13 protein-coding genes are annotated in these 14,688 nt (G+C 54.9%); 12 read left to right on the top strand and 1 reads right to left on the bottom strand.

Annotated elements, in window-relative coordinates; genetic code table 11:
* Positions 1-63: 63 nt before the first annotated feature.
* The 12 genes from thrS (at position 64) to E5Q11_RS06050 (ending at position 13,859) form a co-directional block, all read left to right on the top strand.
* Positions 64-1,989 (top strand): threonine--tRNA ligase, encoded by a 1,926-nt coding sequence (gene thrS, locus E5Q11_RS06105; protein ID WP_135802537.1) that lies wholly within the window; start codon positions 64-66, stop codon positions 1,987-1,989.
* Positions 1,986-2,528, top strand: a complete 543-nt coding sequence (gene infC / locus E5Q11_RS06100; RefSeq protein WP_135802536.1) for a translation initiation factor IF-3 — start codon at positions 1,986-1,988, stop codon at positions 2,526-2,528. The genes thrS and infC overlap by 4 nt, the downstream gene beginning before the upstream one ends.
* Positions 2,529-2,567: 39 nt before the next feature.
* Positions 2,568-2,759, top strand: coding sequence for a 50S ribosomal protein L35 (gene rpmI, locus E5Q11_RS06095; protein ID WP_007151842.1), 192 nt, complete (start codon positions 2,568-2,570; stop codon positions 2,757-2,759).
* A 54-nt stretch (positions 2,760-2,813) separates the two neighbouring features.
* A complete protein-coding gene (rplT, locus tag E5Q11_RS06090) occupies positions 2,814-3,167 on the top strand; it encodes a 50S ribosomal protein L20 (RefSeq protein ID WP_135802535.1) in 354 nt (117 codons plus the stop codon).
* A 134-nt stretch (positions 3,168-3,301) separates the two neighbouring features.
* Positions 3,302-4,300: a phenylalanine--tRNA ligase subunit alpha gene (gene pheS, locus E5Q11_RS06085; RefSeq protein ID WP_135802534.1), complete on the top strand. Its 999-nt coding sequence runs from the start codon at positions 3,302-3,304 to the stop codon at positions 4,298-4,300.
* 87 nt (positions 4,301-4,387) lie between these two features.
* Entirely contained in the window at positions 4,388-6,760 is a 2,373-nt protein-coding gene (pheT, locus tag E5Q11_RS06080) for a phenylalanine--tRNA ligase subunit beta (protein WP_135802533.1), read from the top strand.
* A gap of 3 nt (positions 6,761-6,763) precedes the next feature.
* Positions 6,764-7,066, top strand: a complete 303-nt coding sequence (gene ihfA / locus E5Q11_RS06075) for an integration host factor subunit alpha (RefSeq protein ID WP_007151838.1) — start codon at positions 6,764-6,766, stop codon at positions 7,064-7,066.
* Positions 7,047-7,412, top strand: coding sequence for a MerR family transcriptional regulator (locus tag E5Q11_RS06070; RefSeq protein WP_135802532.1), 366 nt, complete (start codon positions 7,047-7,049; stop codon positions 7,410-7,412). Before ihfA ends, E5Q11_RS06070 begins: the two co-directional genes overlap by 20 nt.
* Before the next feature lie 101 nt (positions 7,413-7,513).
* Entirely contained in the window at positions 7,514-7,885 is a 372-nt protein-coding gene (locus tag E5Q11_RS06065; protein WP_135802531.1) for a VOC family protein, read from the top strand.
* A 103-nt stretch (positions 7,886-7,988) separates the two neighbouring features.
* Positions 7,989-9,008: an ABC transporter substrate-binding protein gene (locus tag E5Q11_RS06060; RefSeq protein WP_135802530.1), complete on the top strand. Its 1,020-nt coding sequence runs from the start codon at positions 7,989-7,991 to the stop codon at positions 9,006-9,008.
* Positions 9,005-11,788, top strand: a complete 2,784-nt coding sequence (locus E5Q11_RS06055; RefSeq protein ID WP_135802529.1) for an ATP-binding protein — start codon at positions 9,005-9,007, stop codon at positions 11,786-11,788. Before E5Q11_RS06060 ends, E5Q11_RS06055 begins: the two co-directional genes overlap by 4 nt.
* Before the next feature lie 169 nt (positions 11,789-11,957).
* Positions 11,958-13,859 (top strand): TonB-dependent receptor plug domain-containing protein, encoded by a 1,902-nt coding sequence (locus tag E5Q11_RS06050; protein WP_168215622.1) that lies wholly within the window; start codon positions 11,958-11,960, stop codon positions 13,857-13,859.
* A 31-nt stretch (positions 13,860-13,890) separates the two neighbouring features.
* Here the strand turns inward: E5Q11_RS06050 and E5Q11_RS06045 are convergent, their stop codons facing one another.
* Positions 13,891-14,493: a response regulator transcription factor gene (locus E5Q11_RS06045; RefSeq protein ID WP_168215621.1), complete on the bottom strand. Its 603-nt coding sequence runs from the start codon at positions 14,491-14,493 to the stop codon at positions 13,891-13,893.
* Positions 14,494-14,688 lie beyond the last annotated feature (195 nt).

The raw sequence follows: 14,688 nt of genomic DNA, 5'->3' as shown, positions 1-14,688 counted from the left end.
CACGGAGAGCCGACCCCATGTGGTCTTTGGTACGGATCACCTCTGAGCTAACAGGAGCAAATCATGCCAGTTGTAACTCTGCCTGACGGCAGCCATCGCAGTTTTTCCGAAGCCGTGACCGTTCACGATGTTGCCGCTGATATTGGCGCAGGCCTGGCCAAGGCAGCGCTGGCCGGTCGTGTGAATGGCACCCTCGTAGACACCAGCTACCCCATCGATGAAGACGTTGAACTGGCTATCGTTACCGAGCGTGACGAGGAAGGCGTGGATATCATCCGCCACTCTACTGCGCACCTGATGGCCATGGCGGTCCAGGAGCTGTTTCCCGGGGCCCAGGTAACGATCGGCCCGGTAATCGACAACGGTTTCTACTACGATTTCAAATACGACCGGCCCTTTACCAACGAAGACCTGGCGCGGATCGAAAAGCGCATGGAAGAACTGGCCAAACAGGACCTCCCGGTGTCCCGCTCGGTGATGTCTCGTGAGGAAGCCATCAAGCTGTTTGACGAGATGGGCGAAGAATACAAAGTCCGTATCATCGAAGACATTCCCGGTGACGAGGACCTGTCTTTCTACCGTCAGGGTGACTTCATTGACCTGTGCCGTGGCCCCCACGTGCCCAGCACCGGCAAGCTCAAAGCCTTCAAGCTGACCAAGGTGGCCGGAGCCTACTGGCGCGGCGATACCAGCAATGAGCAGCTGCAGCGGGTTTACGGTACCGCCTGGGGCAACAAGAAAGACCTGAAGGCCTACCTGAATCGGCTGGAAGAAGCGGAAAAACGTGATCACCGCAAGATCGGCAAGAAGCTGAACCTGTTCCACATGCAGGAAGAAGCGCCGGGCATGGTGTTCTGGCACCCGGATGGCTGGTCCCTGTACCAGGAAATCGAGCAGTACATGCGCCAGAAGCAGCATGATTACGGCTACAAAGAGATCAAGACACCTCAGGTGGTGTCCCGCTCGCTTTGGGAAAAATCCGGGCACTGGGACAAATTCAAGGACGATATGTTCACCACCGAGTCCGAGAAGCATGATTACGCCATCAAGCCGATGAACTGTCCCTGCCATGTTCAGGTGTTCAATCAGGGTCTGAAAAGCTACAAGGATCTGCCCCTGCGCCTGGCGGAGTTCGGCTCCTGCCACCGTAACGAAGCGTCTGGCGCATTGCATGGCCTGATGCGGGTTCGCGGGTTTACCCAGGACGATGCCCATATCTTCTGTGAAGAGGACGCGATCCAGAAGGAAGTGTCTGCGTTTATCGGTATGCTTCACGAAATCTACACGGATTTCGGGTTCGACCAGATTCTGTACAAGCTGTCGACACGCCCGGAAAAGCGGGTGGGGTCCGATGAAGTCTGGGACAAGTCCGAAGCCGCGTTGGAAGAAGCATTGAACCGGGAAGGCGTGGATTGGGAGCTGCTGCCGGGTGAGGGCGCCTTCTATGGTCCGAAAATTGAGTTCTCCCTGAAGGACTGCATCGGTCGGGTGTGGCAGTGTGGTACCATACAGGTCGATTTCTCCATGCCCGGCCGTCTCGGCGCTCAGTATGTTGCGGACAATTCCGAACGTAAAACGCCGGTTATGCTTCACCGCGCCGTTCTTGGGTCGTTCGAGCGGTTTATTGGTATTCTGATCGAAGAATACGAAGGCGCTTTTCCCACCTGGCTGGCGCCCACCCAGATTGCGGTGATGAATATTACCGATACTCAGCGGGAATATTGCCAGAAACTGGCAAAAAAGTGGGATTCTCTCGGCTATAGGGTAAATGCCGACTTGAGAAACGAGAAGATCGGCTTTAAAATCCGCGAGCACACTATTAACAAAGTACCCTTCCTTGTAGTTGTCGGCGACAAAGAAGTCGAAAACAACGCCGTTGCGGTGAGAACCCGCAAGGGTGAAGATATGGGTACTTTATCGCTGGACGCGTTCGAACAGCTGATGGCTGACGAAATTGAACGCAAAGGCAGAACCAAAACGGAGATCTGATTATTAAACAGCGAGCGAATCGGGGGCGTACACCAAAAGCGCCGATTAACGAGAATATTGACGCAACTGAAGTCCGTCTTATTGACGCAGAGGGCAACCAAGTCGGCGTAGTGTCGATTGAAGATGCAATCAAGCAGGCAGAAGAAGCGTCTCTTGACCTGGTTCAGGTTACGGATTCCGATCCGATCGTCTGTAAGATAATGGACTACGGTAAGAAAATCTTCGATGAGAAGAAGGCCAAAGCGGCTGCCAAGAAGAAACAGAAGCAGACGCAGGTCAAAGAGCTTAAGTTCCGTCCAGGAACTGAAGAAGGGGATTATCAGGTCAAACTACGCAACCTGGTACGTTTCCTTGAAAACGGGGACCGCGGCAAGCTGACCATTCGTTTTCGTGGGCGTGAGATGGCACACCAGGAAATTGGTATGAAGCTCATGAACAGGATCGAAACGGATATTGAAGAAATTGCCCAGGTAGAACAGCGGCCGAAAATGGAAGGCCGCCAGATGACCATGGTAGTGGCTCCCCGCAAGAAGAAGTAATACTGATTTCACCAAAAACAGAATGCGGAGTTTTAAAAAATGCCGAAAATGAAAACCAAAAGCGGTGCTACCAAGCGGTTCAAGAAGACCGCCACCGGCTTCAAGCACAAGCAGTCCTTCACCAGTCATATCTTGACCAAGAAGAGCCCAAAGCGTAAGCGTCAGCTCCGTGGTACCAAGCTGATTGCCAAGTCCGACGTGGCTTCCATCAAGCGTATGACGGCGTGCTGATTTAAATCAGCCGCTGAACATTCCTGCAAAGGTTTAAGGTAGAAGGATTAGAGTATGGCTCGTGTAAAGCGTGGCGTGGTCGCACGTCGTCGTCACAAAAAGATTATGAATCAGGCCAAAGGTTATTACGGAGCGCGTAGCCGCGTTTATCGTGTAGCCAAACAGGCGGTCATCAAAGCCGGTCAGTACGCGTATCGTGACCGTCGCAACCGTAAGCGTGCATTCCGCGCCTTGTGGATTGCCCGTATCAACGCAGGCGCTCGCGCCAACGGTCTGTCATACAGCCGTCTGATTGCTGGTCTGAAAAAGGCTAACGTCGAAATCGATCGCAAGGTTCTGGCCGATCTGGCCATGAACGAGCAGCAGGCTTTCTCTGCTGTTGTTGAAACGGCCAAAGCATCCCTGTGATCGCTTAGCTCTTTCATCGATCAATGATCGATTCAGGCGCCCCCAGTACTCAGGGGCGCTTTGTGATAGGGGAAGGGCATGCTCTTCCCCTATTTTTGTTTGTAGACTTCCATTTCTGGATTGGAGCAGGGGCAATGGAAAACCTGGATCAACTCGTTCAGGACGGCCTGGCAGCGGTTGAACAAGCGGACGACCTGAAAGCGCTGGATCAGATCCGTGTTGAATACCTTGGCAAGAAAGGTGTGGTTACCCTGCAGGCCAAGACCCTGGGCAAACTGTCGGCCGAGGAACGCCCGGCAGCCGGCCAGAAGATCAACGAAGCCAAGGGGCAGGTCGAGCAGGCCATCAACGCCCGCCGTGATAACCTTGAAAGGGTTGCCATTGAGCAGAAACTGGCTGCCGAATCCATCGACGTGACGCTTCCGGGGCGGGGCCAGGACCTGGGTGGCTTGCACCCGGTTACCCGCACGCTTCAGCGGATTGAGCAGTTTTTCAGCAAGGCCGGCTACACGGTGGAGCAGGGGCCAGAAATCGAAGACGATTATCATAACTTCGAAGCCCTCAATATTCCCGGCCACCACCCGGCCCGTGCCATGCACGATACCTTCTACTTCAATCCGGGTACCCTGTTGCGTACCCACACCTCACCGGTTCAGATCCGTACCATGGAAGCAGGCAAGCCGCCTTTTCGGATGATCTGCCCCGGCCGCGTATACCGTTGTGATTCTGACATGACCCACACACCCATGTTTCATCAGGTGGAAGGGCTCCTTGTCGAGAGAAATGTCAGCTTCGCAGATCTTAAAAGCACCGTGGAGGAATTCCTGCGAGTGTTTTTCGAGCGTGACCTGGAAGTACGCTTCCGCCCGTCCTACTTCCCGTTTACCGAGCCTTCGGCGGAAGTCGACATAGAGTGGGGCCGCGAAGACGACGGCAGCATCAAGTGGTTGGAAGTGATGGGCTGCGGCATGGTTCATCCAAAAGTGTTCGAGCATTGTGGCATTGATTCCGAGGAATACCGGGGGTTTGCCTTCGGCCTGGGCGTCGAGCGGTTGGCCATGCTCCGTTACGGGGTGAACGATCTGCGCATGTTTTTCGAGAACGATCTTCGTTTTCTGCGCCAGTTCCGTTGACCCGAGAGCCAGAAGAACGCCAGCTCCCGCAAATTTTTGAAGCCAGAAGAATCTTACAGTTAGAAGCTCCAGTACAAGGCAGATACCATGAAATTCAGTGAGCAGTGGCTCCGAGAGTGGGTCAACCCGGCAAACGACACCCACGCATTGATGCACCAGATCACCATGGCGGGTCTGGAAGTGGACGGCTTTGAGCCGGTTGCCGGCAAGTTCAGCGGCGTGGTTGTGGGCGAAGTGCTTGCGGTTGCGCCGCACCCGGACGCCGACAAGCTCAGGGTCTGCCAGGTTAGCGATGGCGCCACCGAAGTTCAGGTGGTCTGCGGCGCGCCTAACGTTCGTGAAGGTTTGAAAGTGCCTTTTGCGGTCGTCGGCGCCGTGCTGCCCGGCGAGTTCAAAATCAAGAAAGCGAAACTGCGCGGTCAGCCCTCCGAGGGCATGCTTTGTTCCGAGTCGGAGCTGGGGCTGTCGGATAACCACGAAGGCCTGATGGAGTTGCCCACTGATGCCCCCGTGGGCGAAAAGCTGGACCAGTTTCTGGGTCTGAACGACGTCACCATCGACGTCGACCTGACGCCGAACCGTGCCGACTGCCTGTCCATCAAGGGCATTGCCCGGGAAGTGGGCGTGCTGAACAGCCTGGTGGTTGAAGGCCCTGGGATTGAGGCAGTAAAAGCCACACATTCCGAAGTGCCAAATATCGCCGTGAGGGCGCCGGAAGGTTGCCCGACCTACATCGGCCGTATTCTGCGAAACGTTGATCTCAGTGCGCCAACGCCACTGTGGATGCAGGAAAAACTGCGCCGCTGCGGTGTTCGGTCCATCGACGCAGCCGTAGACGTTACCAATTACGTCATGCTGGAGCTGGGTCAGCCCATGCATGCTTTTGACCGGGACGAGATTGAAGGCGGTATCGTGGTCAGAATGGCGGACGCCGGTGAAAAGCTGGTTCTGCTGGACGGTCAGGAGGTGGAGCTTACCGCTGATACCCTGATTATTGCCGACCACGCCAAACCTATCGCCATTGCCGGCGTGATGGGCGGTGAGCACTCCGGCGTCAGCCCGAAGACCCGTGATCTGGTGCTGGAAGCCGCCTATTTCGACCCGATTACCCTGGCAGGTAAGGCCCGCCACTACGGCCTGCACACCGATGCCTCTCACCGTTTTGAACGTGGTGTTGATTACAAGCTCGCCCGTGAGGCCATGGAGCGCGCGACATCGCTGCTAATGGACATCGTGGGCGGCGAACCGGGGGAAGTGGTTGAAGTCGCCAGCAAGAACGATTTGCCCGATGACCGCACCATCGACCTGCGTGAACAGCGCGTTGCGGACGTTCTTGGTGTCGAAATTGATAGAACCACGGTAGAGGAAATTCTGACCCGCCTTGGGCTGCACATCGGCAAGCTGCTGAAGAACGGCTGGCGTGTGCATGTGCCCAGCTTCCGCCCGGATATCAGCATTGAAGAGGACCTGATCGAAGAGATCGGCCGAATCTACGGCTACAACAACCTGCCGGTTACCGAGCCTACCGGTTCGTTGGGTCTTCGCCCGCAGGCAGAAGGTGTTCGGCCGGTATCGGCGATCCAGAATTATTTTGTGGATTGCGGTTACCAGGAAGCGATCACCTACAGTTTTGTGGACCCCAGGGTACAGGCACTGGTGAACCCGGATGACGAGGGCATTGCCCTGGCGAATCCGATCTCATCGGACCTTGCGGTTATGCGGACCAGCCTGTGGAGCGGGCTGCTGAAAACCGTTGAATATAATCAGAACCGGCAGCAACCGCGCATCCGGCTGTTTGAAACCGGTCTGAAATTCCGTCAGGAAGGCGACCGGATTGATCAGCAGCCTATGCTCGCCGGAGTCGTGGTCGGTAATCAACTGCCGGAGAACTGGGCAAATGGTCGTAGAGCATCGGATTTCTACGATGCAAAAGGCGAGCTTGAAGGGCTTTTCCGGATGCTGGGGGTGGAAATACAGTTTGCCCCGGGGCAGCACCCGGCCCTGCATCCGGGCCAGACCGCAGAGCTGTTGAAAGACGGCACACACGTTGGCTGGCTGGGCACCCTGCATCCGCAAGTTCAGAAAAAGCTTGAACTTAATGGCACGATTCTGATGTTTGAGCTATTCTTGAATTCGATCGTTTCCGGATATGTGCCTAATTTCAAAGATATTTCAAAATTTCCGGAAGTTCGCCGGGATTTGGCTATTATTATCGGTAGCGAGACAGGGTTTGCAGAGGTTGAGCGTGTCGCTAAAAAGCACGCCGGCAACTACCTGACAGCATTGCGTGCGTTCGATGTCTATGAGGGCGAAAGCCTGGGTGAAGGCAACCGTAGCCTTGCTCTCAGCCTGTTCTGGCAGCATCCTGAACGCACATTAAACGAAGAAGAGGTGCACTCGCTCTTCAGTGGTGTAATAGACGCACTGAAAGAGGAGCTTGGGGCAACACTGAGGAGTTGATCAATGGCGGCCTTGACGAAAGCGGAAATGGCAGAGCGTTTGTACGAGGAATTGGGCCTGAATAAACGTGAGGCCAAGGAAATGGTCGAAGCTTTTTTCGATGAGATCAGGGGCGCCCTGAGTCACAACGAACAGGTTAAACTGTCGGGTTTCGGCAATTTTGATCTGCGTGACAAAAAACAGCGGCCGGGTAGAAATCCGAAAACCGGCGAAGAAATACCGATCAGTGCACGGCGCGTTGTTACGTTTCGTCCAGGTCAGAAACTGAAACAAAAAGTAGAAGCGTATGCTGGAACCCAGTCATAACAACGAATTGCCCACCATACCGGGCAAACGTTATTTCACCATTGGCGAAGTGGCGGACCTCTGTGCCGTAAAAGCGCATGTGCTGCGCTACTGGGAGCAGGAGTTTCCCCAGCTTTCGCCGGTAAAGCGTCGTGGTAACCGTCGTTATTACCAACGCGCGGATGTCATTACCATCCGCCAGATTCGTAGCCTGTTGTATGATCAGGGCTACACCATTGGCGGAGCCAAGCAGAAGCTCAGCAGCCACGAGGTGAAAGACGATACCTCCCAGTACAAGCAGATCATCCGGCAGATGATTACCGAGCTTGAGGAAGTGCTGGATGTGCTGAATGCGCCGGTGAAATAACCGGATCAGCCAACAAAGATGAAAAAAACCGAAGGTTCGCCTTCGGTTTTTTTATTTGGATCGTATAACCGGACTCACCAGACAAGCAGGAGAACAGAAGAATGATCGGATATGTGACGATTGGCGTTAAAGACATGGCCAAGGCCAAGACATTTTACCTGGACCTGCTCGGGGATCTGGGTGCGAAAGAGCTGCTGGATCTGGGCCGCATTGCCTTTATCGGCAAGGATATGAAATCACCCATGCTGGCCGTTTGTGAGCCGGCGAACGGAGAAGACGCCGCCTGCGGCAATGGTAATATGTTTGCGATTCCACCAGGATCGAAAGAAGCAGTGGATGCACATTACCAGCGAGCCATTGATCTGGGTGCCACCTGCGACGGCGAGCCCGGGCAGCGCATACCGAATCAGTTCTACGGCGCCTACGTGCGTGACCCTGATGGAAACAAGCTGGCGTTTTTCCACTTCGGTTGATCATTTTTTGAATTGCCTATAAATGGTATTTATGGGTGGTTGTTATGGACCGGAAATAGCGGTAGAACAGGGTTTGTGACTAACCGCGCCAAGACAGCCCCCCATGACTGCCATTTTTTTCGTTCGAGCAAATCGCAGTCTGCCCTCAGCCTGGTTCCGGCGCTGGCGATACAGGCTCATTCGAGCCGTTATCCTCGTCCTGTTTTCACTGGAAGTTCCTGCTCAGGTGAATCTGCCTGATTCAGTCCCTCCGGTTCTGCTTGTTGTCCCTGATAAAAATGCACCCTATTCCGGGTTTCTGGATGGTTTTTCAGAGTGCTTCGGGTCGTCGGTCGATGGGCGACCACCCTATGACGTGAAGACCGTTGATCAGGTGGCGGCAGAGCCAACAAGTTTCGAATCCTACAGGGTGGTGGCGGTAGGAACCGGCGCAACCAGACTCCTGTTCGATCATCCGGACTCTCCCAGCTTTTCCGCGTCACTTTTACCGGCAGTGGTGATTCGAGAACTACTTTCAGGTGAGGCTGACCCTGGCCCTCGTTCCCTTGAAACGGCGTTTGTTATTGATCAGCCGATCTCCAGACGGCTGTTCCTGATCCGGTCTTTATTGCCAGAAGCATCAACACTCAGCGTTGTTTTCGGGCCGGAGAGCGCCTCTATTGAAGATGAACTGACGCGGGAAGCAAAAGCTCTGGGCTTTGCCTTGAACACGGCTTCAATAAAGTCTGGAGACGATTTGTTGCAAGTGGTAAAGCCACTGCTCGATAACAGTGACGCCATGTTGCTTTTGTACGACCCTGCTCTCACATCCCCACGTGCAATCCGATTTCTGTTGTATTCGGCGTATCGGCGACAGGTTCCGGTTTTTGGATATTCTGAGGGCTATGTAAAAGCCGGCGCTATAGCGGCTGTTCATTCATCGCCTGAGGCGCTTGGGTGCCAGGTTGCAGAACACTTTTCCAGACAGTCGGTACTGACATCTGGAACTCCAGTACAGGAACGGCCACTTTTTATCTTTCCGTTCTATTATCAGTACAGTCTTAACGAGACCGTAGCCCAGTCCCTGGGGCTCAGCCTGAGCCTGGTTCCGCCAGGCAATCCGGCACCAGAGGAAAAACCTTGAAGATCCTGAAACCGAACGTGTCGAGTATCCAGTCGCAGATCATTATCGGTGGTCTGCTTCCGCTGTTACTGGTGGCTTCCATCCTTGGTTTTCTGGTCGCCAGCTTCGGGGTTCAGGATCAGGAAGAATCGATTGAGAGTCAGGCGGTTCTGATCGCCGATAATATTTCCCAGGTTGCCGGTTACTACCTGTTCTCTGGTGATGAAGAGATATTGGGCGAATTAATGGATGGTGCCGTTAACTCGAAATGGGTCAGTTCTGCCGTCATTGTCGATCAGAACCAGCGAGTAAAGGCCAATGTTGGGGGAGGTTTCAGAGCGAGGGATATTGCCGGTTACATTCGTCGCTGGCAATCGGGTGGTAGAGCATTACAAGGCGTCATCGAAATAGGGCCGGGCGCCAACGGCAAGGACGATGATATCGGCGAAAGGTTATTTGTGCGTGAGATTGCCGGTCCGGCGTTGGAGGTTACCGACGACCTGTATCGGGAAAGCGCAATTAGCAGTCCCCCCGAGCAGGCACCCATTGGCTGGGTCATGCTGGAAGTTGATATGGCTCAAGTCCGAGCTGCCAATCAGCAGGTCATTGCCCGAAGCCTCTGGGTGCTGGCCATCGGCATCGTTTTCAGCCTGCTGGTTTCGATTTACCTGTCGAGACGATTCGTGAAACCGATCAGTGCCGTGACTGAAACCATTCAACAGATCGCAGACGGTGACCTCTCTGCGCGGGTAGATAGATTGGGGCGGGGGGAGATTGTCCGGCTGGTGGCCAACGTCAACAGTATGGCGGAAACCATTGAATCGTCCCAACATGAATTGCAGCAACGCGTAGCCGAAGCAACCTCGTCTCTGGAGAGAAAAGTTACGGAACTTGAGCAGCGCAATAATGAACTGGACGCTGCGCGCGCAAGGGCCAGTCAGGCTGAAAAAGTGAAAGCGAACTTCCTTGCCAACATGAGCCATGAAATTCGCACGCCCGTGAACGCCATCTACGGATTCAGTCAGCGCATTCTGAAGCCCGGCTCAGCTGCCGAGACCAGGGAATACGTGGAGATGATGTCCCGTGCTGCCAAGCTGCTGATTCACCTCATTGATGGCATCCTGGGCTTTTCAAAAGCCGAATCCAATACCATCAGGCTCAACGAGTCCATTTTTGACATTCGCCGATGCCTGGAAAACATGGCGACGATATTCAGTACCGAAGCCCAGCAGAAAGGGCTTGAACTGGTCGCTCTGATCGACAGTGATGTTCCGGAATTCATCAAAGGTGATGAGCTTCGTATCGAGCAGGTGTTGGCAAACTTACTGGCCAATGCCATCAAATTCACTGAAGACGGGCACATTATCCTGCGGGCATCCGTGGATCTTCCACGCAAGCAGCTGAAAATCAGTGTTACCGATACCGGCATTGGCATTCCGCCTGACGAAATTGCCAGCCGTTTCAGAGCGTTTGAGCAGGGCGACTCCACGGCGACACGGAACTTCGGAGGTGTCGGGCTGGGGCTGGCGATCTGCAAGAACATCATGGACCTGATGGGAGGCAGTATTTCCGTAGAGAGTGAGCCCGGCCAGGGATCCGAGTTTGCATTCCACTTGCCGATCAATACCGACATAAAGCCTGAGCTACCCGTACAGACGCCGCTGGCCCGCTTCAATGTTCTGGTTTTTGAGCCTCATACCCTGGCCCGGCATAGCGTTAAAAACAGCCTGGTGATGCAGGGCGTGACCGTATTTACCGCCCGGAACAATGAAGTGGCAAGCCGTATTCTCAGCAACAGGCTGCCTGACAACAAAACGATTGATGTGGCCATCATTGGTCTCTCGCCTCGCAGTGATTCGGATGAGTCGAACCGCGCACGCATCAGAACGGTTCGGGAGCAGTTTTCGGGCCCGGTTCTGCTGATGGCCACCAGCCGTCACTCCGATCTGGATCTGTCCAGAGAGGTTGAGGGCAAAGTTCGTGTTCTGGTCAAGCCAGCCCGTTCGGATATATTGATAGCCCGGCTTGCGGAACTCTTCTCGATCGACAGTCAGGCGCCAGTTCAAGTGAAAACCGCGACTCAGGTTCGCGGCTTTCTCTCGGACCAGACAGTGCTGGTCGCCGAGGACAACGAATTCAATCGTCGCCTGATCGAATCCTGGCTGATTGATTGGGGAGCCAGGGTTGTCCTCGCCCGGGATGGCAATGAGGCAGTCGAACGGGCCCTTGCCCACCAGGTAGATCTGGTGTTGATGGATCTGCATATGCCCAACCTGGATGGTGCATCTGCCCTCAGGCAATTGCGTGCTTTGGACGACAATAGGATCAATCTTGTACCGGTGGTTATCGTCACGGCCGACGTATTCGGTGCCAATGACTGCCTGGAGAAACAGATCCCCAGGGTGCAGTTGGTGTATAAACCGATCAACGCCGATCTGCTGGCCCGGACGATTGCTGGAATGCTGGGCCTCAAGCATCCGGAATCGGCCAGTGACCCAAATGGCCGCCAGCACGTATTACCAGATCGTTTGCGGTCGAAGCTTCAACAGGAGTTTGAGCGCCTGGGCAGCGTCCTTCAGTCGGCCGTGACGGAAGGAGATCAAGAAGCGATACGCGACCTGCTCCATCAGATTCAGGGTATCGCGGGCTATTTTCAGTTTGAAATGCTCCGGCAGAAAGTGGATAGCTGTCGACAGGCCTTTGAAACCGGAGCCGAGGCACAGTTCAGCCAGCAAGCCCAGCAGCTTCTGGCTTTGCTTGACGAGCCCGACGCCGGGGACCCTGAGGATAACAATGAATAAGGCCTCATCGATTATCAGCGGTGCGTTATCCGGTCCATTCCGGATGGCCTGCATTGTCGCAGCTGTCTTTCTACTAAAGCCCACATCTGTGCAGGCAGAATCCTTAACCGAGCAGGGTTCGGAGGCGCACTTTTTCACAGAGGTTCCGGTGGGCATCACGGTGTCCAGAATGATGCAGCCTGTGAATCGGGCGGCCGCATCAGTGACGGTGATTGATCGGGATATGATTCGCGCATCGGGCGCAACGCAGATCGTCGACCTGCTCAGGCTGGTGCCCGGATTTCAGGTGTCGGGCGCCACCATCGGCAGTCCTCACCTTGTTGCTTATCACGGCCAGTCGGACCTGCTGCAGCGGGGGCTTGAGGTCATGGTAGATGGCGCGTCCGTTTACAGCTCTTTCCTGACCGTCGATTGGCAAACTCTCGGTGTTGCGCTCGAAGACATCGAGCGCATCGAAGTGCTCAGAGGCGGCGGGGCGCCCACCTACGGCTACAATGCATTTACCTCGACCATCAACATTATTACCCGGAAGCCCATTGCAAGCACAGGTGTCTATGCTGGCGGTCTTGCGGGGTCCCGAAATACCCGTTCAGCGACAGCGCGATACGGCGCCGCTGATGGAGCGCTTGAATACCGTTTGACGGGAAAGTTCGAGGAAACCGACGGCAACCGGGACCGCTCTGACGGCTGGCAGTTCGGCACGTTAAATTTCCGTGGTCAGGTCGGCCTGGGTTATAGCGATGAGCTGGATATTGATCTGTCGGGTACCTACGGTGAGTTTGATGTGAATGCCGATTTACCGATAGCACAGCCCGATGCCGTCCGTGATTCCCGGACCGACCGGCAGCGGCTTCGCTGGACCCGCACACTTGATACCGATCGGGATGTTTATGTCCAGTTTTACCGGCAGTATTCAAACCAGGATGACCGGGAAAATCTGGGCCTTCTTTCCGAGATAACCGGTTTGCCGCCTGGTGCAATACCAACGCTATTCGATGGGCGCTCAGACCAGGCTATTGAGGCCGGCTGGTATACCTATGAAGAGGAGCGCCATGACCTGGAGGTGCAGTACCGGGATTATGAATCTGGCTCGGTGAGCTGGGTGCTGGGCGCAGGAGGGCGGCAGGAAAGCATCAAAAGCGCGGAAACGTTCGAGTCTGACCGCTGGAAGCGGGACAATAGCTACCGGGCGTTTGCCCAGGCAAGCATACCCCTGTCGGAGCAGTGGCTGGCGAATATCGGTGGTGTGCTTGAGCGTGGCGACCTCTACGATACTGGTGCTTCCTACCGGGTGGGCGTCAACTACTTTCCCTCGCCAGATCACACCCTCCGGTTGACCTACAGCCACGCCGAACGCAAGCCTACGCTTTTCGAGGAGTACTTCAACAAGGCCTTCTATTTCGATGATGGGGGCGTGCTGGTGCAGCTGACTTCCTCGCAGGGTGGTCTGGAGCCGGAAGAACTTGATGTGATCGATGTCGGGTACATCGGTCAGCTGTTCAATAACGCTCTGCTCGTTGATCTGCGTCTGTTCTATGAGCGCCTGGATAACCAGATTCGAAGCACCACGGACACCACATCGACGTTCCCCGGCTATCTGAATAACGGGGTTGAAGTCTGGTACGAAGGTCGCGTGGGTGTCGACACCTGGGGCCTGGAGGGCCAGTTGAAAACCGAGCCATGGCAGAGCGCTCAGCTCAGCTTCCAGTTTGCTTTCCTCAGAAGCGAAGATCGTTATGACCCTATCGAAACGGGCCTTGCCAGCCGGGAAAATCACGTTCCGGATACGACGCTGAGCCTGCTTTTATCCCAGAGCCTGGGGCACCAGTTGGATGCCAGTCTCGTCTACTATTATCTTGATGACATGTCATGGAATGGCGACGCCACCCTTGGGGGCCCTTCCACTATAAAGTCGACTCACCGTCTGGATGTCCGGATTGCAAAACAGCTTGGCCAGCACTGGCTGGTTGAAGGCATTGCCCAGAATCTGGCCAGTCGTTACGAGGAGGGTATTCGTGGCGAGAGTGCTCAGGATCCCCGTTATCTTCTGAGGGTGTCAGCACAGTATTAGCAGTATTGTGTATGTGTAGACATTCTCGGAGTTACTGGCCAGATACCAGTTCCTGCGCTTTCATGACGGCCTGGGTCCGGTTGGAGACCCTGAAATGCTCGTACAGTTTGGCGAGATGGTTCTTGATGGTATTGGCGGAAATATGAAGCGTATTCGCGATTTCCTTGTTCGACTTTCCCTGAGCCAGCAGTTCGAGAATCTGACGTTGTCGCGGGGTGACCGCTGACAGGGCCTGGTCTTCATTTTCGCGGAGGGGAGGCATGAACACACCTCCGGCCAGAACCATCTGTAATGCATGTTCCAGCACCCTGGTGCCCAGGGCTTTGTACACAAAGCCGGAGGCGCCGCACTCAATCGTCTTCAGGATAAGATGCCTGTCAGCCGATGCTGACAGAACCAGAACCGGCGCATCTGCCAGCAGTTCGCAAAGCTTCGACACCATTGGAAGGCCGCTGGTCCCCGGAAGCGAAAGATCAATAACCGCAAGATCCAGATCCTGATGTTCTGAGGCAATGGCAATGGCCTCATCACCGGTCGTCGCCAGCAAGATGTCTGCACCGGGCTCCAGCCTTCCCAGAAGGGCGGCGACGCCATCCCTAATCAACTCGTGATCGTCTGACACCAGTATTTTCAAAGTCTGAATCCATCCCTGTCGGCCTGCTAAACAGTATAGCGGAGCCAATACATGCAAAAACTACCCAAACGGACTATTACGGGTTTGTCATCATATTTCGCCACGACACTAGTCCATCTGGGCTACTGACGGCGGAAAGCCAATTACCTATGCTCATCCCAACGTTTCGAACATTAACGTTTCGTATTAATTTTC

Origin of the sequence: Marinobacter confluentis, from assembly GCF_004785685.1 — a bacterium.
Lineage (GTDB): Bacteria > Pseudomonadota > Gammaproteobacteria > Pseudomonadales > Oleiphilaceae > Marinobacter > Marinobacter confluentis.
This window is presented reverse-complemented; position numbering and strand designations above follow the sequence as displayed.